22 protein-coding genes are annotated in these 26,531 nt (G+C 45.6%); 17 read left to right on the top strand and 5 right to left on the bottom strand.

All coding sequences use genetic code 11. From position 1 onward, the window contains the following. Positions 1 to 99: 99 nt before the first annotated feature. The 4 genes from LYZ37_RS22375 (at position 100) to LYZ37_RS22360 (ending at position 4,831) form a co-directional block, all read left to right on the top strand. Positions 100 to 768, top strand: a complete 669-nt coding sequence (locus LYZ37_RS22375; protein WP_272787688.1) for an SDR family oxidoreductase — start codon at positions 100 to 102, stop codon at positions 766 to 768. Between the two features lie 82 nt (positions 769 to 850). Further along, positions 851 to 2,029 carry an MFS transporter gene (locus tag LYZ37_RS22370; RefSeq protein ID WP_272787687.1) on the top strand — a complete coding sequence of 393 codons (1,179 nt, stop codon included), beginning with the start codon at positions 851 to 853 and terminating at the stop codon, positions 2,027 to 2,029. A 69-nt stretch (positions 2,030 to 2,098) separates the two neighbouring features. Then, positions 2,099 to 3,217, top strand: a complete 1,119-nt coding sequence (locus LYZ37_RS22365; RefSeq protein ID WP_272787686.1) for an alkene reductase — start codon at positions 2,099 to 2,101, stop codon at positions 3,215 to 3,217. A gap of 186 nt (positions 3,218 to 3,403) precedes the next feature. Then, positions 3,404 to 4,831, top strand: coding sequence for an NAD-dependent succinate-semialdehyde dehydrogenase (locus LYZ37_RS22360; protein WP_272787685.1), 1,428 nt, complete (start codon positions 3,404 to 3,406; stop codon positions 4,829 to 4,831). Positions 4,832 to 4,899: 68 nt separating this feature from the next. Here the strand turns inward: LYZ37_RS22360 and LYZ37_RS22355 are convergent, their stop codons facing one another. From LYZ37_RS22355 to LYZ37_RS22345, 3 genes are all read right to left on the bottom strand, one after another. Then, a complete protein-coding gene (locus tag LYZ37_RS22355) occupies positions 4,900 to 6,561 on the bottom strand; it encodes a methyl-accepting chemotaxis protein (RefSeq protein ID WP_272787684.1) in 1,662 nt (553 codons plus the stop codon). Positions 6,562 to 6,760: 199 nt separating this feature from the next. Continuing rightward, entirely contained in the window at positions 6,761 to 7,147 is a 387-nt protein-coding gene (locus LYZ37_RS22350) for a thiol-disulfide oxidoreductase DCC family protein (RefSeq protein ID WP_272787683.1), read from the bottom strand. Between the two features lie 37 nt (positions 7,148 to 7,184). After that, a complete protein-coding gene (locus LYZ37_RS22345) occupies positions 7,185 to 7,958 on the bottom strand; it encodes a DUF4344 domain-containing metallopeptidase (RefSeq protein ID WP_272787682.1) in 774 nt (257 codons plus the stop codon). Between the two features lie 218 nt (positions 7,959 to 8,176). Between LYZ37_RS22345 and LYZ37_RS22340 the strand changes: the two genes are divergently transcribed. Beyond that, the gene (locus LYZ37_RS22340) at positions 8,177 to 8,818 is read left to right on the top strand and encodes a CatB-related O-acetyltransferase (protein ID WP_272787681.1); all 642 of its coding nucleotides are present in this window, start codon (positions 8,177 to 8,179) and stop codon (positions 8,816 to 8,818) included. Between the two features lie 80 nt (positions 8,819 to 8,898). Next, positions 8,899 to 9,255 carry a YibL family ribosome-associated protein gene (locus tag LYZ37_RS22335; protein WP_004743013.1) on the top strand — a complete coding sequence of 119 codons (357 nt, stop codon included), beginning with the start codon at positions 8,899 to 8,901 and terminating at the stop codon, positions 9,253 to 9,255. 57 nt (positions 9,256 to 9,312) lie between these two features. On the opposite strand, the gene ulaR is transcribed toward LYZ37_RS22335, so the two are convergent. Next, positions 9,313 to 10,083: an HTH-type transcriptional regulator UlaR gene (gene ulaR / locus LYZ37_RS22330; protein ID WP_272787680.1), complete on the bottom strand. Its 771-nt coding sequence runs from the start codon at positions 10,081 to 10,083 to the stop codon at positions 9,313 to 9,315. A gap of 214 nt (positions 10,084 to 10,297) precedes the next feature. Between ulaR and LYZ37_RS22325 the strand changes: the two genes are divergently transcribed. The 11 genes from LYZ37_RS22325 (at position 10,298) to LYZ37_RS22275 (ending at position 25,086) form a co-directional block, all read left to right on the top strand. Beyond that, positions 10,298 to 11,140: an HAD family hydrolase gene (locus LYZ37_RS22325; protein WP_272787679.1), complete on the top strand. Its 843-nt coding sequence runs from the start codon at positions 10,298 to 10,300 to the stop codon at positions 11,138 to 11,140. A gap of 9 nt (positions 11,141 to 11,149) precedes the next feature. Further along, a complete protein-coding gene (locus tag LYZ37_RS22320) occupies positions 11,150 to 11,866 on the top strand; it encodes a ribulose-phosphate 3-epimerase (RefSeq protein WP_069668620.1) in 717 nt (238 codons plus the stop codon). A gap of 79 nt (positions 11,867 to 11,945) precedes the next feature. Then, entirely contained in the window at positions 11,946 to 13,103 is a 1,158-nt protein-coding gene (locus LYZ37_RS22315; RefSeq protein ID WP_272787678.1) for an iron-containing alcohol dehydrogenase, read from the top strand. A gap of 20 nt (positions 13,104 to 13,123) precedes the next feature. Then, positions 13,124 to 13,858 carry an HAD family hydrolase gene (locus tag LYZ37_RS22310; RefSeq protein WP_272787677.1) on the top strand — a complete coding sequence of 245 codons (735 nt, stop codon included), beginning with the start codon at positions 13,124 to 13,126 and terminating at the stop codon, positions 13,856 to 13,858. A gap of 4 nt (positions 13,859 to 13,862) precedes the next feature. After that, entirely contained in the window at positions 13,863 to 14,816 is a 954-nt protein-coding gene (gene tal / locus LYZ37_RS22305) for a transaldolase (RefSeq protein ID WP_272787676.1), read from the top strand. Positions 14,817 to 14,827: 11 nt separating this feature from the next. Further along, positions 14,828 to 16,822 carry a transketolase gene (gene tkt / locus LYZ37_RS22300; protein WP_272787675.1) on the top strand — a complete coding sequence of 665 codons (1,995 nt, stop codon included), beginning with the start codon at positions 14,828 to 14,830 and terminating at the stop codon, positions 16,820 to 16,822. Between the two features lie 2 nt (positions 16,823 to 16,824). Next, a complete protein-coding gene (gene rpiA / locus LYZ37_RS22295; RefSeq protein ID WP_272787674.1) occupies positions 16,825 to 17,529 on the top strand; it encodes a ribose-5-phosphate isomerase RpiA in 705 nt (234 codons plus the stop codon). A gap of 59 nt (positions 17,530 to 17,588) precedes the next feature. Next, positions 17,589 to 18,995: a Sapep family Mn(2+)-dependent dipeptidase gene (locus tag LYZ37_RS22290; protein ID WP_272787673.1), complete on the top strand. Its 1,407-nt coding sequence runs from the start codon at positions 17,589 to 17,591 to the stop codon at positions 18,993 to 18,995. A gap of 3 nt (positions 18,996 to 18,998) precedes the next feature. Then, positions 18,999 to 20,585: a PTS transporter subunit EIIC gene (locus tag LYZ37_RS22285; protein WP_004743024.1), complete on the top strand. Its 1,587-nt coding sequence runs from the start codon at positions 18,999 to 19,001 to the stop codon at positions 20,583 to 20,585. Between the two features lie 92 nt (positions 20,586 to 20,677). Continuing rightward, the gene (locus LYZ37_RS22280; RefSeq protein ID WP_272787672.1) at positions 20,678 to 22,096 is read left to right on the top strand and encodes an alginate export family protein; all 1,419 of its coding nucleotides are present in this window, start codon (positions 20,678 to 20,680) and stop codon (positions 22,094 to 22,096) included. 380 nt (positions 22,097 to 22,476) lie between these two features. After that, entirely contained in the window at positions 22,477 to 25,086 is a 2,610-nt protein-coding gene (locus LYZ37_RS22275; RefSeq protein ID WP_272787671.1) for a hypothetical protein, read from the top strand. A gap of 56 nt (positions 25,087 to 25,142) precedes the next feature. Here LYZ37_RS22275 and LYZ37_RS22270 read toward each other — a convergent pair whose 3' ends face one another. Further along, positions 25,143 to 26,306 carry an amino acid permease gene (locus LYZ37_RS22270; protein WP_272788404.1) on the bottom strand — a complete coding sequence of 388 codons (1,164 nt, stop codon included), beginning with the start codon at positions 26,304 to 26,306 and terminating at the stop codon, positions 25,143 to 25,145. Positions 26,307 to 26,531: the final 225 nt, after the last annotated feature.

Raw genomic sequence — 26,531 nt, 5'->3', positions numbered from 1 at the left:
TTCGGTATGGCTGAATAATCAATTTAATTATTACTCAATTATCAAATTCAATCCAATCAATATACTGACCTCATCGAAACAAGATTGGAGCAAGAAGTCATGAAAACAGACAAAACGGTATACGTTGTCCTCGGTGGAACATCAGGTATTGGTGCGGAGCTCGCTAAACAATTAGCCGGTGATAACAGCATCGTACATGTAGCCAGTCGCAAAACAGGACTAGATATTAGCGATGAGCAGGCGGTTTACCACTACTTCGAAACGATAGGCGCATTTGACCATCTGATCGTCACTGCGGGATCTTATGCTCCGGCAGGCAAGGTAGTAGACGTTGAGGTTTCCCAAGCCAAGTACGCGTTTGATACTAAATTCTGGGGAGCAATAAATGCGGCAAAGCACGGTGCTCGTTATGTTAAGAAAGGCGGCTCTATCACCCTTACTTCTGGCATGTTGTCGCGCAAAGTCGTCGCCAATACCTATGTAAAAACCGCGATCAATGCAGCAATGGAAGCGACGGCAAAAGTATTAGCGAAAGAACTGGCTCCGATTCGGGTCAATGTTGTCAGCCCAGGATTAACGAAAACCGAGGCATATCAAGGCATGGCTGAAGCAGATAGAAATGCGATGTACGAAAAAACGCAACAGAGCCTGCCTGTTGGCAAGGTCGGAGAAGCGAGCGACGTGGCGGCGGTTTACCAGTTTGCGATTCAAAACACTTACATGACAGGTGCCGTGCTTGACGTCGATGGCGGCGCGTTGCTGGGTTGATTCATTTCGCGAGTACTAAGTATCAGCCACTAAGAGTCGTTGGTGCCTAAGTTCCACATTAGATTTAAATAGAGATATTCCAATGAACAAAGAAAAAATGCCGCTGCAGGTATGGATCTTAACACTTGCCGCTTTTGCTATCGGTACTGCCGAGTTTGTTATTGCTGGCATCCTTCCTCAGGTCGCACATTCGCTATCCATTTCTGAGGGGCAAGCTGGTTACCTGATTAGTGCATACGCGCTCGCAATTGTATTTGGTGGGCCATTGCTAACCATTTATCTCGCCAGGTTCAACAAGAAAATGGTACTCGCAGGGCTGATGGTTCTGTTTATCGCGGGTAACGTGTTGTCAGCTTTTGCGCCGAATTATCTAACTCTGATGATTAGCCGGGTTATTACTGGTCTGGTCCAAGGTCCTTTCTATGGTATTGGTGCAGTCGTTGCGACGAATCTGGTTTCAGAGAAAATGGCAGGGCGAGCGGTTGGACAGATGTTTGCAGGCTTAACTTTGGCAAACGTGCTAGGTGTTCCCGGAGGGACTTGGATTGGCTTACAGTTCGGCTGGCACACCACATTCCTGACCGTGGCTGCATTTGGATTAGTCGCACTGTTCTTCATCACTTCTGTCATTAAGTCGACAGGTCACGGTGAAGCGAAAGATGTAAAGGCGCAGCTAGCTGCATTCAAAAATCCTATGCTCATTATTAGCTTAGCTATCACAGTGTTTGCTTGGTCTGGCTTTATGACTCTGTATGGTTACCTAGCTCCTATCGCGATGCACATCACAGGCTTCGGCGAGAGCGCAGTGACTTGGATTCTGGTCATTGTCGGTGTGGGTTTGATTGTCGGTAACACCATGGGCGGTCGTTCGTCAGATAAAAACTTACAAAAAGCCTCAATGTTTTGGGCCCTAGCCATGATTGTTTCCCTACTGCTAGTGGGTGTGGCTGTCGAAAGTAAAGTATTGTTTGTTGCAACAGCCTTTGTGTTTGGTATCGCTTCGTTCGCCAATGTACCTGCAATGCAGCTTCGAGTGATGAATCACGGTGGTGAGGGCCAAGAACTGGCCGCAACAGCCAATATCTCTGCTTTCAACCTAGCTAATGCATTTGGCGGATTTTTAGGTGGGATGGTTCTCGATAGTCAATTGGGAGCAAGCATGATTCCTTATGCCGCCATCATTGTTCCACTCATCGGTTTGCTGTTTATTGCCAAAGCCAACCGTGGAGAGAATCCGCAATCCGTTAGTGTCACTAATTAATCCGACCAATCCCCTCAGTATTCGCAGCCAGAACAGTTGTCTGGCTGTCCCAATGATAAGGAGCTCATCATGAGTAAACTCTTTCAACCAGCCCAGCTTCAATCCTTTAACTTGAAAAATCGTGTTGTAATGGCACCAATGACTCGGGCGCGAACCAGTCAGCCAGGCAATATTCCTAATCAGATGATGGCGACTTACTATAAACAGCGAGCCAGTGCTGGACTGATCATCTCCGAAGCGACTCAAATCTCAGATGACTCGCAAGGTTACTCATTCACCCCAGGGGTTTATACCGATGAGCAAGTCGCTGGTTGGAAGCAAATCACTCAAGGTGTTAAGCAGCAAGGCACTGCAATGTTTTGCCAGCTATGGCATGTTGGTCGAGTCTCACACCCTGTGTTTCAAAAGGGTGAGTTGCCAATAGCACCTTCAGCATTAAAGCCAGTTGAAACACAAGTCTGGATTGCCGATGAGCAGGGCAATGGCAATATGGTGGAGTGTGTTGAGCCAAGAGCTATGACGCAAAAGGATATTGATCGCGTGGTTCAAGATTTTGCCAATGCGGCGAAGCGGGCTGTTGAAGCAGGCTTTGATGGTGTCGAAATTCATGGCGGCAATGGCTATCTTATCGACCAGTTCTTGCGAACCAACTCCAATTATCGTACAGACAGCTATGGAGGCAGCAGAGAAAATCGCCTGCGCTTCTTATTCGATGTTGTCGATGCAGTTAGTGCTGCTATCGGTGCAAGCCGCGTTGGCGTGAGGCTTGCTCCCTTTATCACTTTTAAAGATATGAACTGCCCAGATATTGTGCCAACAATTTTGCAGGCGTCGAAACAGCTTCAAGAAAGAAACATTGCCTACTTACATCTGTCGGAAGCGGATTGGGATGATGCCCCTGTGATACCAGAAAGTTTCCGTATTGAGCTACGTGAGTATTTCACCAATACCATTATTGTTGCGGGAAGTTATACCTTAGAACGTGCCAATGAAGTGCTTGAGAAAGGTTATGCCGATCTGGTCGCGTTTGGGCGTCCGTTTGTCTCTAATCCAGACTTGGTTGAACGTCTAAAACAGAGGCATCCGTTAGCAGAGCTCGATGGTTCGACACTATTCGGTGGCAATGAGGTTGGTTATACCGATTATCCCAACTTTACGGAAGCCAGTGTCCAAAAAAGCGCACTCTGAATACACTGCCATCGTGTCGAAAAAAAACTATACGAGTTAAAGATCTGCCCTATCAATAATTGATAGGGCTTTTTATGCAATTTATATTATCGAGAATAGTAAATGCTATTTACGCTTAGCTGACGATAGAGTTAAGTGCTGTATGTTAGATAGTAAAGACTCAGCGCTTATCCATAAGGAATGACCATGCATTTAATCACAAATCAGAGCCTTGTCTCGTTCATGGCACCAAACAATGACCAAGGTCTTGAGGTCACAAACCCTGCTACGGGCGAGAGCTTAGGTTATGCGCCTATCTCAACTGAACAAGACATAGTTGCTGGTATCGAGCGGGCACATAGCGCTCAAAAAGAGTGGGCGACGCTACCTGCTAAAGCTCGCTCTAATTTGCTGCAACAGTGGTTCCGATTGCTGTTAGATAACAAAGATGATTTAGCGAGATTAATGACTTTGGAGCAAGGTAAGCCTATTACCGAGGCCCAAGGTGAAGTGCTATATGGTGCGAGCTTTGTCGAGTGGTTTGCAGAAGAAGCGAAACGTACTTATGGTGAGACGATTCCTGCACCTAGTCAGAACAAGCGCCTAGTGACCATCAAGCAGCCAGTAGGTGTTGCTTGCGCAATTACTCCATGGAACTTTCCAATCGCAATGATCACACGTAAAGCTGCCCCTGCTTTAGCGGCAGGCTGCAGTTTTATTGTTAAGCCTTCAGAGCTAACACCTTTATGTGCGTTTGCGGTGGCAGAGCTCGCGTATCAAGCGGGAATTCCACGCGATGTGCTGCAAGTTGTGCTTGGTTCTGACCCTAAAGCAGTAGGAGCGATATTTACCTCTCACCCCTTGATTCGTAAGCTCTCTTTCACTGGTTCAACTCAGGTTGGTAGCATTTTGATGCAGCAGAGTGCTCATGATATTAAACGCACTTTAATGGAGCTAGGAGGCAATGCGCCATTTATTGTCTTTGAAGATGCCGATATTGACGCTGCAGTCACAGGGGCGATGGCGTCTAAGTTTCGCAATGCAGGTCAAACTTGCGTGTGTGCTAACCGCTTCTATATACATGAAAATGTGTACGAGGAATTTGTCGCTAAGTTTGATGCAGAGGTGCAAAAACTAACGGTAGGTAATGGTCTAGAGTCTGGTGTTACTATTGGCCCAGTCATCAGTGAAACAGCAAAACAGAACATCCAAGCCTTGATAGATGGGGCGATTGAGCAAGGTGCGAGCCCTGAGACGCCATTGCAGCCGTTAGATGGGTTGTTTATGCAGCCACTGGTGTTAAAAGGTGTCTCGCATAATATGGATATCGTGCATCAAGAAATCTTTGGGCCTGTCGCCCCGGTGATTTCTTTTGACAGTGACGAACAGTTGATAGAGATGGCTAACGATACTATCTATGGATTGGCTGCCTACTTCTACAGTCAGAACATTCACCGAGTCTGGAAAATAGCTGAAGCGTTGCAATATGGGATGGTGGGTATCAATGAAGGGATTATTTCGACAGAAGCCGCTCCGTTCGGTGGCGTTAAGCAATCAGGGATTGGTAGAGAAGGTGCCAAACAGGGGATTGATGAGTATATGGATGTGAAATACCTCTGCTTTGGTGGCAATTAAAAGCGACTAATTGAGATATAAAAAAACGCCCTAACCGTTTGGTTTAGGGCGTTTTTTGTGGTTTATTTTTAAACGGTAAAGCGGTCAACCAACTCGTAGAGTTCGTTCGCTCTATGGTTGAGCTCTTGGCTACCCGAGCGGTTTTCATTCGCCAGTTCAGCCGATTGAGAGCTTTGATCCGAAATGACCACAATACGTTGTGAGATTTCTTGACCAACTAAGCTCTGTTCCTCTGTCGCGGTTGCAATCAGCGAGTTCATGTCCATGATAGTGCCGATAGATTCTTGGATTTGAATCAGCGCTTGAGCAGCGGCATTGGCTTCTTCCACTGTGCTAGCGCCGCGTTTTTGGCTTGATTCCATCGCTTTAACCGCATCATCAGAGGCGGCTTTCAACTGTTCAATCATCTTATGGATTTCACCAGTACTGTCTTGTGTGCGACTTGCTAGCTTGCGTACCTCATCAGCAACAACGGCAAAGCCGCGACCTTGTTCGCCCGCACGAGCGGCCTCAATCGCTGCGTTCAGTGCTAACAGGTTAGTTTGTTCGGCAATATCTTGAATCACCTCAAGAGAAGACGAAATGTTCTGCACGTCACCTTCTAAGCGAGAAATTACCCCACTTGCTTGCGAGACTTCTTCTGCTAAAGCTTCAACAGACTGAGCTGCTGAGTTAACAATACCTTGCGCTTCTTTAGCGTTGTCGTCAGCTTCTTTGGCAGAATCGGCAGCTTGGCTAGCATTGTTTGAAATCTCACCTGCAGTGGTGGTCATTTCTGTCATTGCGGTAGCGACTTGCTCTGTTTCTTCACGTTGCCCTGTTGCTAGTTCATCAACTTTTGCAGCGCGCAGCGACATGTTGTTGGTCTCGGAAACCACTTGCTGTCCCACATTACTCACGCTACTGATTATGGTTTGCAGGCTTGCAACAAAGGCATTGAAGTTCTTACTTAGTTGAGAGAATTCAGGTGCTTTGAAGTCATCCATACGCGCGGTTAAATCTGCATCACCACTGGCGAATGAGCTAATCGACTCATCAAACATTTCTAGCGGTTTCATGATGGTGCGGTTCACTGCGACAGCGAAGACAGCAACAATACCTGCAATGACCAAACAGAAAATAATGATGGCTGAAAGCGTGGTTTGTAGTGCGCTGGTGGTGGCATTTTCCATTTCAGTAATGATGGCGTCGATGTCGTCGGTATAGAAACCCGTCCCTAACATCAAGTCCCACTCAGGAATGTATATAGAATAACTCAGTTTTGGCAGTGCTTCCGTTTCGCCCGGTTTTGGGAAGTAGTAGGTGGTAAACTCGCCTGTCTTAGCGTTGCGAATAAGATCTTGAATCAGATAGTTGCCTTGCTTATCTTGCAGGTTCCAGTAGCTTTCTCCAATCCCTTTACCACTTTGCCCCTGTACACGACGTATCCCTTTGGAATCGTAGCCAAATACATAACCTGTTTTGCCGTATTCAAGCGTTTTTAATGTCGGATAAGCCTCTTCTAATGTGGCTCCTTTATCAAGAAAAGGTTGAACGGCTGATTTTGCCATTTGCAGGTAGTTTTTCAGTTCCGCTTTTTTCATGTTCATCATGTTAGTGCGGGTAACTTCTATCTGCTGATCATTGAGCTGTGTGGTTTTCATATAGGTAAAACTCAGCATACCTAATGCAATGACGAGCAGCGGGACGAGTGCCAAAATGTAAAGGCGGCTACGAATAGTAAGACTCATACAAACATCCTGTTTTAGTAATAATGGCTCTACAACTCAAAGATAAAACGTTGTGGTTCATCTTCTAAGAAGTGAGCTTGTTTATTGGAATCATGCTTATAGACCAAAAGTTTATACATATAAGATTAGCCAATATATCGGCAAATGGCTGTGATTCTTGAAGGGTTTATAGGTCTTATGAGTTAGACGTTAGTAGAAACTAGCGAAAACATTGATCGTTGTCGCACTTAGCCTTTCCGGTCAATAACTTAGATATCTGGTATCGATTGTTGGCAAACTTGATATAAGCCCAGTCCGCAATAGGTCTCACCAAAGGCCATCTGAGTGGAGCATAAAGCCAGCCTTTTCCAACTAGCTTCCATGCGCAGTGAATGGCGTCGAGCCCTAAAAGTAGCGTGCCTTGATCGTCAATCGCATGCAAAACTTTAGAAGCCTTGTGCGAATCAATATCAGGATAGTCGTCGAACATAGACGAGTGTGTATCGACGAGAAGCAGTTGGTGATGTGTGTCATACCCCTTGAGTTTGTTCATTTCTTTAACGCAAAGTGGGCAGTGGCCATCGTAGAAGAGAGTGAGTGTAGGCATATTGGCTCCTTTTAGACTTTCTACGACGCCCCCTATCTTATTGATCAGCGACTTCAACATTTAAGTAGTTATGCCAATTTTGGGCGATGTTCTGGTATTGGAACACGCAGAAGTCTTTACGGTCAGCAAGGTAGTCGTTTTCCACTTCATCGAGCAAGTTCTGATGTTTGTCTGGGTTGCTGCCGTAGACTAAACAAAGCGTTGAAAAGTAGCGTTGTAAGTCGAAGCTGTGTTCATCAATGTACTCGCCAAACTCATAGTAGTCGGGTTTATCTTCTGACTCAAAAGCAAACATATCCGCAGCGCTAATAGCAGCGTCTTCGCCGTTCTCTACGTACTCAATCATCATCACGGCGGCAAAATTGTCTACAGCATCTTCTTCTTTGCCCAAAATAGGGATGTTCTGATCGGCAATATAGGCGTGCCCAGCTTCATGAAGTAAGGTGTGAAGGACCGTATCCATCGCCCCAAGTTCGGCAGATTTCCCGTACTTTTCGTCATATTTGTTCTTTTTGAAGTAGTCCAACGCCTCTTGGTAAAAGTGATATGGCATCTGCACAACGTGTTTTTCCGGATCGTACAGTGGCCCATCTTTGCTGCCATACTCTACGGTAAGTTTTTTGTTAAAAGGAAACAGTTCGTTTGAGAGATCAATGAGAGTTTGATTAACACCACTTTGCTCTATCTCTGATTTTAATTTAGCTTCCGCGTTATTGTCCGGCTGAAGATAACGAATGGTGATGTTATCTGAAGCGGAAAAAGCGTGAGTTGAGAAAGCGAGCAAAGGCAGCAGCACGAAGCGCAAAAGCATAAACATTCCTTATTGTTCTTTTACATAAATAAACTCACTTAATACTGACATAAATTCTAAGCTTTGGCCTATAGTTTGCGCACTAAGGAGTCTCAATATGAAAACTCAACCATTATTAAAGCAACCTCGGGTGCAAAACGCGTTGTTTAGTTTGAACGTGTAAACAACGCCACGAAAATTCGTTCCGTGGCAATCCTAAATAATCAGAGGAATTTGTCATGACTAAAAAACATTGGTCTAAATTTCAGTTACTTCATCAAGTGGTGAGTAACAAAAACATCCATGTTAAAGGTACCCACAGCTATTACAGTGATTGCTGGGATAATGGGTTTGAAGAGTCTGTTGTCCGCTACTTACATGGGGATGCGGTAAGTAGACAATGGGAGCCAAGGTGGGAGATAGACCAGCTTTATATTGGCGATTATGTTTGTATCGCCGCTGAAGCGGTTATCTTAATGGGTGGCAACCATAACCATCGTGTCGATTGGTTTTGTCTGTATCCGTTTCTTGAAGATGTCGAGCGCTCGTATCAAAGTAAAGGTGACACAATCATTCACGATGGTGTTTGGATTGGCATGAGAGCGATGATCATGCCAGGTGTAACCATTGGCGAAGGCGCGGTTATCGCTGCTAATAGTGTGGTGACTAAAGATGTTGAGCCTTATGCGATGGTTGGTGGTAATCCGGCCAAGCACATCAAGTATCGATTTGAGCCGGAGAAGATAGCAAAACTGCTTGCGATGGAAATCTATCAATGGCCAAAAGAGAAGTTCTCGGCACTGCAAAGTTATTTGACCCAAGCTGATTTTGGATTGCTTGAAGGTGCGGTAAATCAATACGATCAAAAGCACGACAAGTAGATTTGAATGATTATAATTAGGGCAGTGAGTGGGCTTGTGCTACACTCGCCGCCCTTTTCCGTTTCTATAAGAGTGTAACCATGAGCCTTAAGCAAGAACTACAAAACATCCACAACCGTCTAGATAACTGCAAACGTAAACTAGAGGCAGCCAAAGGCCGTGGTGACCAAGAAATGATCACTAAATTTACCAACGATATCGACAAGCTAACGAAAAAAGCGAACTCTATGAAGCATAAGCAGAGTTACGATATGAATAAAGAGCGTAAGAGTTTGTTGGATATGCCATTTTCTCGCGAGATCACCAAAGCAGAGCAAGCGGATATGGGCAAACTGAAGAAGTCGGTTAAGGGACTTGTTGTGGTTCACCCAATGACCAAGCTTGGTAAAGAGCTGCAGCTTAAGGTAATGACAGGTTACGCACCGAAAAAATTCTAATCGGGATTTGAGATATTAAAAAAGCGCCGCAATGGCGCTTTTTTGTGTCTGTGAGATTTACACGACAACGACATTAACGCCTTGATTGCGAAGTGAGTCTAGAACGGTACCGTCTGCGGCTTCATCAGTAATTAAGGTATCTAGTTGGTTTGTCGTCGCCAGTAGCTTACCGCCATGCTTACCAATTTTGCTTCCATCGACGAGAGCAATTAAACGAGCGCCATACTCTAAGAGTTTTTTCTCTGCCATATACACTAGCAAATCTGAGGTATGGATACCTGCTGCAGTGACGCCAGTTCCTGTGAAGAACACAAAGCGGCTTTTGTGATCATCCGATGCTTCTTCATCAGGCGAGATGGTGATCTGACGCTCTGGCAGGTACTGACCTCCGAGAATAATGATGCTCTGATGATCTTGTGTGATCAGGCTGTGAGCTAACGGCATAAAATTAGTCACGACTTGAACATCACGCCCCGCTAAATACTGACCCATTAGAAAGGTTGAGTTACTGCCACTGACAATAATGCTGTCATGCTCATCACACAGCTGTGCCGCCGCATGAGCGATTCGTTTTTTTGCTTCAACATTTTCAATATCACCTTCATGGGGAATAAAGCTGGAAGGAGTGTGATGGGTGCCAGTGTCTGATCTCAATGTTTCTGCACCATTACGAATCTTCTTCAGTTTCCCATCTTCAGCCAGCTTAGTGATATCTCGACGAGCCGTAGAAAGAGAAATGTCCAACATAGCGACGTAATCGTTGGTGGTAATAAAAGTATGGCTTTCTAAATAGTCTAACAACCTTCTATGACGTTGGGCTTCATTCATATCTGTTACATCCTGATTTTTATTTTGAACTATTTTGAGCGATTTTGACGTTTTGAGCAATTTAAATTTTAATTTGACGTTTTTTGAATCTTAAGTGACGATATTTTGTGATCTTTAGCAAAATAAACGTCATAAAAAGTCATTCATGACTTTACATGACCGAATTTGACGGTTTATATTCATGTTGCGTCACAAAGAGTCAACGGAGGCCAAAGTGAACTATCAAGCTGTCATTATCGATTTAGATGGAACCCTACTAAATGATCGCAACCAGATCAGTGTGAATAACGTTGAAGCGATTCAGCAAGCACAGAAAGAGGGGATAGTGGTGACGTTGGCGAGTGGGCGTCCACATGATTTGATGTTGCCTTATGCCGAGCAGCTTGGCATTTCAACGGCGATGATCTGTTGCAACGGCGCATACCACTATGACATGAACAAGAGAGCCATTGTTGATGCTAAGCCGTTTGAAAAAAATCAACTCACAGAGCTGCTTACTACACTGAACCTCGGTCACTTTGATTTCACGCTTTACACTAAGAGAGGCATCTTCAGCGCTAAGCCTTCTGAGCATTTCAATGGTCTTGAGGCGCAAGCTAACAGCTTGGGCGTGAAGGTTAATATGGAAGTCATTCCATCGTTACAGCAACTGCAAGAAAGATGTGGTGATGTCTATAAGGTGCTGGTTTCGAGCAGTGACAAACAGGCGTTAAGCGAGTTGAGAAGCGCGCTACAACACACGCTTCAAGCCGATTTATCAGCTCCGAATAAGTTGGACATTACCGCTATCGGTGCCAACAAAGGTCACTCTGCACTGAAGTGGCTCACAAACAACAATTTAAATCCAATTCAAACCATCGCATTCGGCGACGGAGACAACGACATCGAGTTGTTTAAAGCCGTCGGTGAACCCGTTGCGATGGACAATGCGAGTCCGGCACTTCGAGGAATCGCGAATCTCATTATCACAGATAACAACGGTTGCGGCATTGGCCAGTATTTACGACTGATCGTTCGTGAAGGCCAACACACATGCCAACACTCATTTAGCTACTAAGGAAATCTCATGAAAAAAGTAAAAATTGCTGCAGGTCTAGCGCACGTTGATTACGGTCATATGGCTGACATCGTAAAAGAAGTTTCAGATGCAGGTGCAGACTACATCCACTGTGATGCAGCAGATATGCATGATTTGAAAAATATGCAGCTAATGGGCGGGCATCAAATTGTTGAAGGTATTCGTCAATACACTGACAAGCCAATTGAAGTACACGCGTACTTTAAAGATTGCGATCGTCTATTCGTTGAAAAAATCGCAGCGGCAGGGGCAGACATGCTGATCCTCCCAGCAGAAAACTTTTTGGGCGCACCACTCGCGTACATGATGAAGTACTGCCGCGACTACAACATGAAATTTGGTTTGACTGTCGGTTGTTTCACCCCTGTTTCTTTCGTTAAAGAAGCCATTTACTACCTAGATCGCTTGCACATTGTTATCCACGGTGTGAACAACGATGAGTGGCTATGGCGTGAATCAGCAATCGAAATGATTCGTGAAGCTCGCCAGCTTATTAACGAACGTAACCCTAATTGTGAATTGTGTGTGGATGGCGGTATCCGTAACCACAACCTAGAAGCTCTGCTGAAAGAAGACATCGACGTGATGGTTGCTTCAACCAATATCTTTGGTCATGAGAAAGGTATTACAGCAGGTGTGCATGACTTCCGCGCTGCATTGGACCAAGCAGAGAAAAACGTCGCAGCTGAAGTAGAACCGGCTTAATTGCCCGTTAAAGAATTTGGTGCCAGGCTGATGTTCCCCCGATATGCTCCGGCTTGGCACCTCTACCAAGGATTTTATCATGACACAATTTCAACATTATCAGCCGACCAAATTACTGTTTGGTGCGGGTGAAATTTCAAAAATTGGTCAGCTAGTCGCTCAGTACGGGAAACGCTGCCTTGTTGTCTCAGAGCCGATCTTTGATGCCGTTAAACCTGCCTATGATCGCATCTTTGCGCTTTTGGCAAGTGAAGGGATTACAGTGACACACTTTGATGGTGTGGTTCCTAACCCTCCAACCACGGTTGTCGAATTAGGCCGTCAAGTTGCTCAAGCGGCAGAGTGTGATGTCGTGCTTGCGGTGGGCGGCGGCTCCTCAATTGATACCGCGAAAATCATCGCCGCAACCATCAAAGCACCTGACATCGATTGGACGCATTGGTTTAACACCTATGACTCTCCATTTGGTGACATTGCAGAATTACCAGCCTCGGTTGTGCCGTTAATTGCGGTGCCAACAACTTCAGGTACTGGCTCTCAGGTCACTCAAGCAGCGGTGATTACTGACGTAGAACAGCACGCTAAGTTGACACTTTTCCATCCGCAGTTTTTCCCGGTTGAAGCAGTGATTGACCCAGAGTTAATGCTAACACTTCCACCGAGAATGACTGCGATGACTGGCTTTGATGCGTTTTCACATGCGTTTGAATCATTCACGGGCACTCGACCTTCGCCATTTGTTGATCAACTTGCGTTGCGTGCAATGAAGTTGGTGGTGGATAACCTACCAAAAGTGGTGGCAGACGGCTCTGATATTCAAGGTCGCTGCGAGCTTGCCACGGCTGACACATTAGGTGGTATTTCACTGGCTAATGGCGGCGCAGGGGCACCTCATCCACTGGGTGAGATTCTCGGCAGCCAGAAAACCAATTTGCCACATGGTTTGACATTAGCGGTTGTTTATCCCGCCTATGTCCAACTGCAATGGCGTAAGCAACCAGAGCGATACGCACAAGTTGCCGAACTGTTTGGTGCCGTGGGAAGCACTGAAGAGAAAGCGCAATCCTTGGCAGGTCACTTGGTGAGTTTCTTACAAGACATTGGCTTGGAGTCGAACCTTACGCAAGTTGGGGTAAGCAAGCAAGATGTTGAGGCGTTAGAGCCAGCATTCTGCTTTGACTTACCACTGACGACGGGTGAAGAGATGAAGTCGATTCTTCATGCCAGTTTAGCATAAAGAAAACAGGAGTTTAGAGCATGGAAGGCAAAATGAGTGTGACAAAAACAAACCAGACGAATGTGGAAAGAGAGGACATGAGTTGTGGTCGTTTTCAAGCACTGATATTTGACTTCGATGGTCTTTTAGTCGATACGGAAAGCTGTATGTTCAGAGCCTGGGAAGCTTTGATGAAGCCATACGGTGTTGACGTTTCGCCTCTCCAGGTTGCTGGACTAGTTGGGAGCTCAGCGCCAGCAACCGCTCTTTATCATCTTTATCGCCGTCATTCCGGTCTGACCTATTCCGATCAGCAAATTCGTGAGCAAGTGTTAGAACTTGCCTATCAAAAAATCGAATCCATACCAGAACGTGAGGGTGTACGCGACTATCTTAATTTTGCCAAACAAAAGCGGCTTAAGCTTGCGTTGGCAACAAGTTCAGAGCGCGAGCACTACATGCCAATCTTACAACGATTAGGGTTAGACGGTTACTTCGACTGCTTCACTGGCGCAGAAGAAATCTCGCCTCTGCGAAGAAAACCATGTCCTGATGTGTATCTAACTAGCCTCGCTAAATTGGGAGTCTCTGCCCATCAAGCCATTGCCTTTGAAGATTCTCCACCCGGAGTCACAGCGGCTCGATCAGCAGATATTTCTACGGTTGCGGTAACCAACCTGTTAACCCGGCATTTGGATGTGTCGCACGCCAATGTGGTGTTGTCGTCTATGAGCCAGTTATCGCTAGCAAATTTGATTGAACATTTATCGAGATAGAAACATGAACAAATTACAACAACTGAAAAAATACACCACCGTTGTCGCCGATACCGGTGACATTGATGCTATTGCTGCCTTTCAGCCTCAAGATGCAACGACTAACCCATCGCTCGTCCTTAAAGCGGCAGAAATGCCTCAGTACGATCATTTGATTGTTGATGCTGTCGCATGGGCGCAGCAACAAAGTGCTGACAAAGCGCAACAGGTGATTGACGCAAGTGACAAGTTGGCAGTCAATATTGGCGTCGAAATTCTAAAAACAGTACCGGGACGTATTTCAACGGAAGTCGATGCACGCTTATCTTTTGACAAACAAGCGAGCCTTGTAAAAGCACGCAAGTTGATTGCCATGTATCAAGAAGCAGGTATTGAGAAAGAGCGCATTTTGATCAAACTAGCCTCTACTTGGGAAGGCATTCGCGCGGCACAAGTGCTAGAACAAGAGGGCATCAACTGTAACCTAACTTTGCTGTTTAACTTTGCGCAGGCAAAAGCGTGTGCCGAAGCGGGCGCTTACTTAATTTCACCATTTGTCGGTCGTATTCTCGATTGGTACAAAACCAATACCGATAAGAAAGAGTACCTACCGTTTGAAGATCCGGGCGTTGTGTCGGTTTCTAAAATCTATAACTACTACAAAGACCACGGCTATAACACGGTAGTGATGGGCGCAAGCTTCCGCAATGCAGAAGAAGTGCTAGCGCTGGCGGGTTGTGACCGCTTGACCATTGGCCCAGCCATTCTAGACCAATTGGCGGCGCAAGAGGGTGAAGTTGAACCGACACTGTTTGCTGCGCGCGATGAGGTGAAATTAGCACCTGTTGCGATGACTGAAGCTGAGTTTCGCTGGGAAATGAACCAAGATCCAATGGCGACAGAGAAGCTGTCTGAAGGTATCCGCAACTTTGCGGTCGATCAGGGCAAGCTAGAAGCCATGATTGAAGCGCGTCTGTAAGGAGTTTGACTATGATTTCACGTTCTAAACTTGCAGATACAATTCGTGTTCTAAGCATGGATGCGGTGCAAAAAGCGGGTTCAGGTCACCCCGGTGCGCCAATGGGTATGGCAGATATTGCCGAAGTTTTGTGGCGCAGCTTTTTAAAGCACAACCCGACCAATCCTAACTGGGCCGATCGCGATCGATTCATCTTGTCCAATGGTCACGGTTCAATGCTGATCTACAGCTTATTGCACCTAAGCGGTTATGACTTAACGATGGAAGATATTAAATCTTTCCGTCAGTTGCACGCCAAAACGGCGGGCCACCCTGAGTATGGTTATGCTCCGGGTATTGAAACGACGACAGGTCCTTTAGGTCAAGGCATTACCAATGGTGTCGGCATGGCGTTGGCTGAGAAGGTACTAGGTGAGCAGTTTAACCGCCCTGGCCATGACATTGTGGACCACTTCACTTATGTGTTTATGGGTGATGGTTGCATGATGGAAGGCATTTCCCACGAGGCATGTTCGCTGGCGGGTACGCTTGGCTTGGGTAAGCTGATCGCGTTTTGGGATGACAATGGTATTTCCATTGATGGCGAAGTGGATGGCTGGTTCTCTGACGATACGCCGAAGCGTTTTGAAGCTTATGGTTGGCACGTTATTTCTGACGTCGATGGACATAATTCTGAGGCGATTCATCAAGCGATCGTTGAAGCGCAGCAGGAAACAGGCAAGCCGACGCTAATTTGCTGCAAAACAATCATTGGTTTTGGTTCGCCGAACAAGTCTGCCAGCCATGATTGCCATGGAGCACCACTTGGTGATGATGAAGTCGCTTTAGTACGTCTTAACTTAGGTTGGGACTATGCACCATTTGAAATTCCGGCGGAAATCTACGCTGAATGGGATGGCAAAGAGGCGGGTAAAGATGCTGAAGCTCAATGGCAAAGTCGCTTTAACGAGTATCAACAAGCGTTTCCTGAACTAGCCGCAGAATTTAAGCGCAGAGTCGAGGGTGATTTACCGGATAACTGGCAACAAATCAGTCAAGATGTGATTGCGACGCTGCAATCTAATCCAGCCACGATCGCGACACGTAAAGCGTCGCAAAACGCGCTTGAAGCTTTTGGCGCACATTTGCCTGAGTTCTTGGGCGGTTCTGCGGATCTAACCCCATCGAACCTCACTAACTGGTCTGGCTCAAAAGCGATTAGCGCTCAAGATGCGTCGGGTAACTATCTAAGCTACGGCGTACGTGAATTTGCCATGTCAGCCATGATGAATGGTATTGCCTTGCATGGTGGCTTCATCCCGTATGGTGGCACTTTCTTGATGTTTATGGAGTATGCGCGTAATGCTCTGCGTATGGCGGCGCTAATGAAGCAGCGCAGCATCTTCGTTTATACCCATGATTCAATTGGCTTAGGTGAAGATGGCCCAACACATCAACCTGTAGAACAAATCGCGTCGCTGCGCTTAACACCAAATATGAGCACTTGGCGTCCTTGTGACCAAGTGGAAACAGCGGTGGCATGGAAGTCGGCAATAGAGCGCAAAGAAGGTCCTACGTCACTGATTTTCTCGCGTCAGAATCTGGTTCAGTTCGAACGTGATCAAGCCACATTAAACGATGTCGCGAAAGGCGGTTACATCTTGTCTGATTGTGTTGGTGAGCCAGAACTTATCTTGATTGCGACAGGCTCTGAAGTAGCACTCGCAATGCAAGCGAAACAGGCGCTTTCTAATGTGCGTTGCCGCGTCGTTTCAATGCCGTCGACAGACTTGTTCGAATCTCAAAATGCTGACTATCGTCAAAAGGTACTACCGAGCTCTGTCACTAAACGCATCGCGATTGAAGCGGGTATTGCCGATTACTGGTTTAAGTACACAGGCCTTAACGGTGACATCATCGGTATGACAACCTTTGGGGAATCGGCACCAGCAGAGCAGCTATTTGAAATGTATGGCTTTACCGTCGACAACGTGGTGTCAAAAGCTAACGCCTTGTTGGAGCAGTAATTATGGGCATAGCAAAGCGCTTTATTGAAATGCAAAGCACCGATTGCCTGCGAACTAAGGCTGCGAAAGTGGCCTTAGAGCAAGTATTGAGTGTACTGACTCCTTCATCAGTGATTGGTATTGGGACAGGGGCGACGGTTGAAATATTTATTCACTTGCTCAAGCAAAGTGGCGCTGAGTTTTCTCACTGCGTTTCCAGCTCGGAGCGTTCGAGTAAAGCATTGAGCGATGCAGGATTAGCAGAGCAACCTATCCGCTTATGTGAGCGAATTGATGTCTATGTAGATGGCATCGATGAAGGCTTAAGTAATGGCGTGACGGTGAAAGGTGGGGGCGCTGCACTAGCACGCGAGAAAGTGCTCGCCACATTGGCAATGAGCTTTATCACCATCGCTGACAGCGGGCGACTAAAACTCACATTAGGCGCATTTCCACTGCCGATTGAAGTGCTGCCAGCTGCTGAGACTGCCGTTAGCCGCGCCTTGCAGAGCTTAGGTGGAACGCCTATCAGACGAGAAAATTGCATCACTGATAACGGCAATCTCATCCTTGACTGCTCTGGCCTTGATCTTAGTGAGCCAGAATCAACAGAAGCGGCGTTAAACAGTATTCCAGGCGTGGTCGAAAATGGCATTTTTGCACGCAGGAAAGCGGACTTTATGGCGTTTTCAGATCAGGGTGGCGTGCACTGGTTAGCGAGAAATTGAGACTTGTGTAACAACTCTAATTATATCTTTATCAACAGTAAATAAATTAGGAACAAAAGATGACGGAACGCAATTTTTCCAACCTAGCGATAGAGTATTTTGTACACCGTACTGATGAATTACTCAGCGACTTATCTGGATTAATTGCTATTCCGTCAGTGCGTGATGAGAGCACAAAATCTCACCACGCACCGTTTGGTAAAGGTATTAGAGAAGCGTTTGATTACCTTATTAATTTTGCCAAAAGAGAAGGGTTAGAAGTACGCGATCACCAAGGCTATGCAATGGACATTAGCTATGGTCTAGGTGAAGAAGAAATCGGCATTTTACATCACGTTGATGTCGTCCCAGCAGGGGACACAAGCCTTTGGAAAACGCCTCCGTTTGAACTTCACCAACAGGGCGGTTTGGTGTTTGGCCGAGGTGTAACGGATAACAAGGGGCCTCTTATGGCTTCGCTGTACATCCTCAAGATGTTTAAGCAGCTCAATGTACCGATGAAGCGAAAAATTCGCGTCATTATCGGTGGGGCTGAAGAGACAACTTGGGAATGTGTAGAGCATTATTTTCGTCATCAGCCACAACCGGCTGTTGGCTTTTCTCCGGATGGCGACTTCCCAATCGTCAATGGAGAGAAAGGTATCTTGTATGCCGAGTTACAAAAAGAATTCCCACCTTTACGTGACTTAGGATGTTGCCAGATTCACCGGATTGAAAGTGAGCGAGACCGTACTTCAACGTGTCACCACCTTTCGGTTTGGCTTTCAGGACAACAGGCAGCAAGAGTGGCGCAACACTTTGACAGTGTTGCCGAAGTAACTCAGCAGAAGGAGCTGTATCGCGTTGTATTGACAACGCCGTGGGAGAAATCTCGCAACCCGCATCGCGTCCCAAATTGTTTGGACAAGTTTATGACTGTGATGCGCCATGTTGAAGGGTTAGACGCAAACTCAAAAAGCTTGATTGAATTGCTCGATTCTTGTTTTTCAGAGTCGATTGATGGAGCGAAATTAGGGCTTGCGTATCACGATGAAGAAATGGGTAGCACCAGTTGCTGCGTCTCTTCTCTCAACCTCAACGAACATGGATACAACTTGGATTTTGATTTTCGGTTTCCTAAAGGACTGAGCATCGAAGAGACCCGTACCCAACTCCAACACTTATCCCAAAAGTATGGAGTGAGTTTCAACGAGCAGCAGTACCTACCTCTATCTTACCTCTCACCCGAAAGTGCCCTTATCCAAGCGATGGGAAAAGCGTATTCCGAAGTTACGGGAATGGAATCTCAATGCTTTAGCAAAGGCGCGGCATCGTACGCGCGTGCGTTAAGCAATGGTGTGGCATTCGGACCTACTTTTCCAGGTGATGTGACTCATGTGCACGAGCCCAATGAACAGCTCAGCCTAGAGTCATTGAGAAAAGCAATAACAATATACGTGAAAGTTCTCATATCACTTCAGGAGTAAATTATGAGAGATAAGGTTCAAGCACTTGCTGGCGGCATGATGGTGTCTATCATCGTGTTGGTAATTGCAGGTATTTACATTGGTATTGGTGCGGGCGTTGTCAACCAAATGTCCAGCCAAGACTCTGTTATCTGGGCATTCTTCAAGCTGATGTTGGATCTCGGTTTGATGGTAATGCGTAACCTACCACCATTCTTTGCCATTGGTTTGGCGTTCGCCCTTTCTAAATCAGAAAAAGGTTGGGCGGCGTTCACTGGCTTCACCATGTTTATGTGTTTCAACGTTGCTGTTGGCTCTATCGCCGCTTTCAACGGTTGGACACCAGAAACAACAAGCGTCGACTACCTAGTGAACGAACTCGGTTACGAGATGGTTGCCGCGCAAAACTTTAACTCGCTATGGGGTGAAAACCTTGGGGTATTCTCATACAACATGGGGATCTTCAGCGGTATTATCGTCGGCTGTTTAACGGCATGGCTACACAACCGTTTCTACAAATTTGAAATGCCTGCAATGCTGAGCTTCTTCTCTGGCCCTCGTGCGGTAGTGATCTTCTCTTACATGGCGATCATGCCAGTGGGATTAATTACCTACTACGCATGGCCACCAATTGCTGGCGGTTTGCAGTCGATTACTACTTTGATTACGAGTTCTGGCATTTTTGGTTCTTTCTTGTTTGGTGTGTTCGATAAGGGCTTATTGCCGTTTGGTCTTCACCATCTGATTGCGTTCCCAATCGAATACACTCGCGTCGGCGGTGTGATGGAAATTGACGGCGTGATCTACGAAGGTGTTCGTAACATCATGAATGGCCAAATGAGTTCACCTGATGCGACTGGCTACATTACGCATAACTTCACCAGTGGTCGTATTCCAATCCAAATTGGTGGTCTAACAGGTGCTGCATACGCTATGTACGTTACGGCGAAAACGGAAAACCGCAAGAAAGTAGCCGCAATCATGGTGCCAGCGGTATTTACTGCCGCGGTTATCGGTATCACAGAGCCGCTAGAGTACACCTTCCTATTCGTTCAACCATTCCTGTTCTTTGCTGTGCACGTGCCTCTCAATGGCCTTGCGTATGTCATTACTGAGATGATGGGCGTATCTATCCATGGTAACCAGCTACTGTTTATGGTGCCAAACTTACTGCAACCTGAGAAAGTACATGCATGGGCACTGCTGTGGATCATTCCGCTTTACTTCGTGATTTACTTCTACACCTTTAAGTTCTTTATCTTGAAGTTTGATTCGAAAACACCGGGTCGTGAAGACGCTGATGAAGGTGATATCGCGCTGTATAGCAAAGAAGATTTCAAGAAGAAGCAGAAGCAAAACACCGCTGGGCTGCCAGTAGAGATCATCAAAGCACTTGGTGGCGCAGAGAACATTGAAAACGTTTCTAACTGTGCGACTCGACTGCGTGTTTCACTCCATGACGAAACCTTGGCCGCAAGCGATGACTTCTGGAAGAAAGAGCTCAATGCCATCGGTGTTGTCCGTATGCCGAAAGGTATTCAAGTTATCTACGGTGCCAATGTGATCACCATAGCTTCAGGCATTAAAGAAGCGCTTGGCGTGGATTCCTAACTAAAAAAATAAATACCAATAACAACAAACTCCTCCTGTGGCTGATGGGCCACAGGCAGGATTCCTTGTGCCCAAAATATGGAAATTGAATAATGAAAACCATAACAAAATGTTCGCTTACCTTAATAGCATTGAGTATTTCCGGTGTCTTACATGCCAGTGAAGCAGAAACCCCCTCTTGGCCAGAGCGTAGCCCAATTGTCTTCTGGGGCGACCGCGCTAACGAAGATTGGAGCTATGTTGATAATCTAAAAGAGAGCGACAAGAGCTTCTCTGAAAAACTCAAACGTCTAGATATTACGGACGATGGTGAGTGGAAAGTCTCGTTTGCCGGTAACGTGAAACTGGCGTTTGATAATCGCTGGAATCATATGTACGACCCTGATGTGCGTAAACACAACGAGCTTCGCTCACGAATGCACTTTTCAGCGGATGTGACTTATCAAGATTGGATGCGTGTGTTTGGTGAGATTCGCACTAACTACACCAACTTAGATGCTCCGGGGCCTGTCGATGATGCGGGGACGGATTTCCACCAATTCTTTACTGAATTCAAGCTAGTTGATGATGGAGAACAGTATTTAAGTACTCGTCTAGGTCGCCAAGAGATCTATCTCAATGAGTGGCAAATGATGAACCGAGAACCCACTCCAGTTCAATCAAGTTGGAATGCCGTCAGCGCTAAGTACAGCGTCAATGGCATTAACTTTGATGCCTACTATGGTGAAGAGATCTTCCCGCTGTTTAAAGATGGCAGCTTCGGTGGTAACTGGGATGATAAAACCAACGGCAAGAAATCAACGGGCTTATTCGCTAACTGGGGAACAAGCTTTGGTGTAATGCAAGCTTATGTGATGAGCAATCAGCTAACTAACTCAAGCTTTGTCAATGCACCAGACGGCGATGTGGATATCCAAGTGCTAGGCTTACATGCGCATAACTTCGTTAGTGAAGGCTTTGGCTACATGTTAGACGGTGTATACCAGTTTGGTGATCATGCAGGTAAAGATATCTCGGCTTACATGGGTTATGCAGACCTTAACTACAACTGGAAAGCGGATTGGAACTACCGTGTGGGTATGAACCTTCACTATGCTTCTGGCTCGGATAAGAATAGTGATGAGGTGAATACCTTTAACCCACTTTGGACGGGTGACCCACTTGGCTTTGCTCATGATGGCGCTTACGGTAACGCCATGCAGCTTGGTGGCTACTCAGTGATTGAATACTCTCCAAAGCAAACCATTATTACGGGCTTTATGTCGACGTGGCGTGCCAATACGGATGATGCCATCTACACCCTAAACCAAGACGTGTTGTTCGGTGCAGACTCGGATGAGAAGTACGCCTACACCCAGTTCTATCTGCAGTTCCATAACTACATTACGGGTAACCTGAAAACGGAAGTGAACACCTACTATGCATTAGCAAGTGACTACACCCGTGACGTAGTCAGCACCGATAGTAAAGACGCAATGCGTGTCGAACTTGCTCTAATCTATAACTTCTAATAAGTCCTATTTGATTGTCATGGAATGATGATCGTCTGTCTATTGCCCGACCTTTGGTCGGGCTTTTTTGTTATAGGAGGTTGAAAGAAAGTGTATATTAATTAACAAGTTGACAGATTTTGTTACACCTATAAGTGTCTCGAAAATAAGAGGTTTTTTATAAATTTCCCAATAGTTTCGTAGTGGCTCGCATTCAAATAAATACATGGATTTTCTAAGTGAAATATCAATTTGAAACTTGAATGGGGTAGCAATTATCCATTTTGCTAATTGATATGTTTGGGCGCGTATTTGCATGAAGCCACACGCCTTCGAAATATCACAAGGAATCCATGGTTCGTGCATTTTAAGGACAATTATTGAACATTTGGAGACAGTTTATGGTCTTAAAGCACTCTTCGATAGCTCTTGCTATAGCCGTTGCATTAACGGCTTGCGGAGGTTCTGACTCGGATACAATGAACACAAATAGCGAATCTAGCTCAACCAGCACCACATCTTTAACTGCGCGTGCCGCGGATGGTTACCTTATTGGTGCGAACGCTTGCTTAGATTTAAACAACAACAAAGTTTGTGAATCTTCAGAACCCAATGCAGTAACGAGTGATAATGGCGAATTTACACTTACTGGATTAACTGCGGAACAAATTGCACAAGGCGTACTGTTAATCGAAGTAATCGCTGGACAAACTATTGATTCAGACAACCCCAGTGTAGTGTTGAGCAAAGGTTACAACTTAACTGCGCCTCCTGGTTCTGACTTTGTGAGTCCATTGACCACCATGATTCAAAACGAAGTGGAAAAAGGCAGCACGCTAGACGAAGCGAAAAGCAAAGTACAACAAAAGCTTGGTTCAACAATTGATGTAACTAAAGATTATATAGCGGCAAAAAATTCTTCGAGTTTAAGCGACGAAGAGAAAACAGCGTTTGCAAGCTTACACAAAGTGGCTCAAGTTACTGCCAACATTATGGCTTCTAAAACGGATTCTCTTAAGCAAGCGAGCGCAAATGCAGGTATCAGTGATGATGAGTTAATCTCTTTAATCATCGAGGAAGTGACGATAGTTCTTGAAAATGTGGTATCGAAAGTCGCCCAAAATGGAAACAGCTTCGATCCAACGTCGATTGCAGACGAGATTGATCGCGACCACATCAACCTAGATGTAGATAATTTGCGCGACAAAGTCAAAGAGAATGAAGCGGTTAAGAATTCCGCAAAGGTAGATCTCGCTACCTTGATTTCGGAACAAGGTATCAGCTGGTTTAGTAGCCAATCGCACACTAACAAGCCATTGACTCTTGACTATGGATACTTGAAGCGCGAAGCAGATGGTTCAGTGACGTCAACGGAGTATGGCTATGATTATGCTCGTCGAGAGTTTATTCGTTCAACTGGGCAAGTTGAAGATATCTTATTGCTTGATCAAGTTGGTTGGTCTTCTTTGAATGACTCTGTCGCTGAGCTAGTGCTCAATCCCGATAAAACGGTGACATTTGTTAAAGGCTCGTCGGTACTGAGTCAAACAGCCTCAGCTCAAAAAGTTAACATTGGTGGTCTGAACGTCAGTGCGGTTTTGGCTAAAACTGCTGAAGCCGGCGCTTGGGCGAATGTTGTACCTAGCGATTTAGTCTTCCCGGACAATACAACCGCGTACAAGCTTAAGACCGACTTTGTTAACAAAGGATATTATGGTTTTAACAAAGGAAACTGGTGCAATGATTTGCAAAGATATACCGAGCTTAACAACATGTGTAATGGAGTCAGTGCGAACAATGTCAGCAGCTGGCTCACGACATTAGAGTCAACTCTCGCTCAGGACTCAAGTGATAGAACAGGTACAGTAGATACGTCAGGTATGCCCGTCATGGGCGAGCTAGATGATGGCGTGTTGTATGCTCAATTACTCCCTTCAGGCTCTATTGCCTATTACAAGGGCTCCTATGATGGAGAGACTCCGTTGGTTCGTTATTCCCAAACAGGACAGTGGAAAGATTTAACGGTTCATGGTGAAACGCTTCGTCAGGTGACTTTACCGAAAGGCATTGCTTCACAGGCATCTTGGCACAATTATAACCCTGCTGATAATTCGGTCTATTTCACGGTCGTTGACAACTTCGTCCGCGTTGCTTGGTTTATGGAAACTATCAATAGAGGCGAGCCTGAGTACGTTTTTGATGTGGCGACAAAAGAGTTTATTTTGGAAAACTATGCTCAGCCCCTCAACCTACAAGCTTGTCTAGACTCACTACCAGACAGCCATTATCAACCAAAGATAGGCGATAAGATTAACTACAAGGTTACACGAACATTGAACCAATCAATGTCGACCAATTTTGATTTTAGACTGGAGTATTTAGGGAGCAACTTTTCATGGCTAAATGACGTTACGGAGGTAACTGGCTTACCGACATGGATAGCCGATTGGACTGGAACACTGTCTAAATCTAAGCTGAGTATTTATGATCAGAATGGTAACTTAAATAGCTATGAACTCATGTATAGCACAAATGAGCATTATTTAGGGCAGGAAGGTTTTAATCCACAAGGTGAGCTTTTGTACGGGACAGCCAAGGTTGGTTTACCGCCAGCGGTTGCACATAGCTCCAAGTTGCTTGGTGTTGAAAAAACACATACCAGAGCAGTCAACGCCCCACTAACTGTGATTTTTGATGATAGCAAGGTGCCAGCTCAGCTTGTGACACATGGGCTTAGAAGTGTGGATAGTGAAACTACATTAAATAGCATAACAGAGGCTTGGCCGATGTCGGCATTTGATTATAGTGAAACTTACCTAGGGAAAGAGCGGATATCAGTTCCAGCAGGGACTTTCGACGCATGTAAGTTGACTAGCAAAACACATTACCCGGGAGTGGATGAGACGGATAGCGACGTGACGTGGTTGATTAATAAAGGCTATGTCAAGAAAGAGCGAGTCGAGCCATCTTGGAACGCTGTGATGTCTTTAGAAGCGCGAGAGATCTTATAGAGTTCCTATTAAACTGTTAGTAAGAAGCCAACAGCATGAGCTGTTGGCTTTTTTGTTTAACCCATAAACCAAGAGACAAAAATCAAACCACCGAATAGGGTAGTGCTGACTAGTGCGGCGTTGCCACCGCCTGCAGTGTAGGCGTTATCGGCGATAGGTTGGCTGTACTCAGGGTGGCGCACTTTACGCACCATGGCGAGCGGTCCCCAAATAGCAAGGAACACTAAGACCATGCCAGCGTAATCGAGCATGCTGACGAATTGGTTAGAGAACAAAGTCGCTAACACAATCGGTAAAATAAAGGTTAACGCGTAAGCCACTGGGCGCTTTGCTGTCACCATGTCTCTGTTTTGGTCGTATAGCGCCATGGAAACACCTAAGAAGGAAGTCACAAGAGCAAGAGCTGAAAAAATCGCGATGATAGCTTTAATATGTGCACCTTGGTTACTGAAGGCGTTGATAAGCTCAGATATGTTATGGAAACGGCTTATCGTCTCTGTGCCTAGGTTGCCGATAATAGCAAATAGCCAAGTTAGGTAGCAGACGAGTGGAATTACCGAGCCTAATAGCACCATGTTGCGCAGCTCTTTGCTGCTCGCTTCGCGGTTGTAGTTAACCAATGAAGGGATAACAACCATAGAAACAAAACTGGTGAAGATGATCGCGCTATATCTTACGACTTCTTGACCTGTGTATTGGCTAGTTTCAACTAAATAATCAAAGGATATATTGCCAAGAAGAGTGGCAATGACAAGAAACAGCATCACAACCATCAGGATAAACAGACCACGATTTAATCGATCGATGTATGCGGCACCAGAAGCGACGACAAGCCCCATGATAAGGCTAAATAGCGTGTAACTAGTGGAAGCGGAAACATAGATATCTTGGTCATCAAACAGTTTGTGGATGATGTCGCCAATACCAAGCAGGTAGGCAATCGACATACAAACCAGCAATAGATAAAACAGTGCATTGATAAAGCGTTTACCGCTCTTGCCCAAAGTGTATTCCGCAACACTACTCATGCTATTACTTTGTTTGGTTTTGCTGCATGCCTCGGTTAGCAGCAACGACGCATAGGTAGTGCCAACAAAAATAACCAGCATCAAGATCGAGCTAGTAATAAAGCCAAATTGCGCTAGTACCATAGGTATGGCGAGCATTCCCGCACCAAGTGCAGTTCCACCTAAAATTAGCGAACTGCCAAACAATTTCATGTTCAAAAGAAAACACCCTCGACAAAGATAGATCCGAGTTGATCTGTAAAAATTTATTGCCAGAGAGTAGCAAAATTGGTCGTAAAAGTGTCACTAATGACAAAAAGATTTGTTGATTTTTTCTAAAATCTTGTGGACTTATTGGATGGGTGTATATGATTTGATTTATGTATAAATGAAAATGAGTGATTCCAATCCCATTTCGTTTCATAAATGACATTTAAT

The organism is Vibrio tubiashii, assembly GCF_028551255.1.
GTDB lineage: Bacteria > Pseudomonadota > Gammaproteobacteria > Enterobacterales > Vibrionaceae > Vibrio > Vibrio tubiashii_B.
The sequence above is the reverse complement of the archived record's forward strand: the minus strand, read 5'-3'. Positions and strand labels throughout refer to the sequence as shown.

Excerpts from the sequence above, each read along its gene's own strand:
- LYZ37_RS22340 (WP_272787681.1), top strand. The coding sequence starts at position 8,177 with ATGACTAAAAAACATTGGTCTAAATTTCAGTTACTTCATCAAGTGGTG.
- LYZ37_RS22345 (WP_272787682.1), bottom strand. The coding sequence starts at position 7,958 with ATGCTTTTGCGCTTCGTGCTGCTGCCTTTGCTCGCTTTCTCAACTCAC.
- tkt (WP_272787675.1), top strand. The coding sequence starts at position 14,828 with ATGATTTCACGTTCTAAACTTGCAGATACAATTCGTGTTCTAAGCATG.
- LYZ37_RS22275 (WP_272787671.1), top strand. The coding sequence starts at position 22,477 with ATGGTCTTAAAGCACTCTTCGATAGCTCTTGCTATAGCCGTTGCATTA.
- tal (WP_272787676.1), top strand. The coding sequence starts at position 13,863 with ATGAACAAATTACAACAACTGAAAAAATACACCACCGTTGTCGCCGAT.
- ulaR (WP_272787680.1), bottom strand. The coding sequence starts at position 10,083 with ATGAATGAAGCCCAACGTCATAGAAGGTTGTTAGACTATTTAGAAAGC.
- LYZ37_RS22315 (WP_272787678.1), top strand. The coding sequence starts at position 11,946 with ATGACACAATTTCAACATTATCAGCCGACCAAATTACTGTTTGGTGCG.
- LYZ37_RS22335 (WP_004743013.1), top strand. The coding sequence starts at position 8,899 with ATGAGCCTTAAGCAAGAACTACAAAACATCCACAACCGTCTAGATAAC.
- LYZ37_RS22310 (WP_272787677.1), top strand. The coding sequence starts at position 13,124 with ATGGAAGGCAAAATGAGTGTGACAAAAACAAACCAGACGAATGTGGAA.
- LYZ37_RS22370 (WP_272787687.1), top strand. The coding sequence starts at position 851 with ATGAACAAAGAAAAAATGCCGCTGCAGGTATGGATCTTAACACTTGCC.
- LYZ37_RS22355 (WP_272787684.1), bottom strand. The coding sequence starts at position 6,561 with ATGAGTCTTACTATTCGTAGCCGCCTTTACATTTTGGCACTCGTCCCG.
- LYZ37_RS22290 (WP_272787673.1), top strand. The coding sequence starts at position 17,589 with ATGACGGAACGCAATTTTTCCAACCTAGCGATAGAGTATTTTGTACAC.
- LYZ37_RS22270 (WP_272788404.1), bottom strand. The coding sequence starts at position 26,306 with ATGAAATTGTTTGGCAGTTCGCTAATTTTAGGTGGAACTGCACTTGGT.
- rpiA (WP_272787674.1), top strand. The coding sequence starts at position 16,825 with ATGGGCATAGCAAAGCGCTTTATTGAAATGCAAAGCACCGATTGCCTG.
- LYZ37_RS22350 (WP_272787683.1), bottom strand. The coding sequence starts at position 7,147 with ATGCCTACACTCACTCTCTTCTACGATGGCCACTGCCCACTTTGCGTT.
- LYZ37_RS22375 (WP_272787688.1), top strand. The coding sequence starts at position 100 with ATGAAAACAGACAAAACGGTATACGTTGTCCTCGGTGGAACATCAGGT.
- LYZ37_RS22360 (WP_272787685.1), top strand. The coding sequence starts at position 3,404 with ATGCATTTAATCACAAATCAGAGCCTTGTCTCGTTCATGGCACCAAAC.
- LYZ37_RS22285 (WP_004743024.1), top strand. The coding sequence starts at position 18,999 with ATGAGAGATAAGGTTCAAGCACTTGCTGGCGGCATGATGGTGTCTATC.
- LYZ37_RS22365 (WP_272787686.1), top strand. The coding sequence starts at position 2,099 with ATGAGTAAACTCTTTCAACCAGCCCAGCTTCAATCCTTTAACTTGAAA.
- LYZ37_RS22280 (WP_272787672.1), top strand. The coding sequence starts at position 20,678 with ATGAAAACCATAACAAAATGTTCGCTTACCTTAATAGCATTGAGTATT.
- LYZ37_RS22320 (WP_069668620.1), top strand. The coding sequence starts at position 11,150 with ATGAAAAAAGTAAAAATTGCTGCAGGTCTAGCGCACGTTGATTACGGT.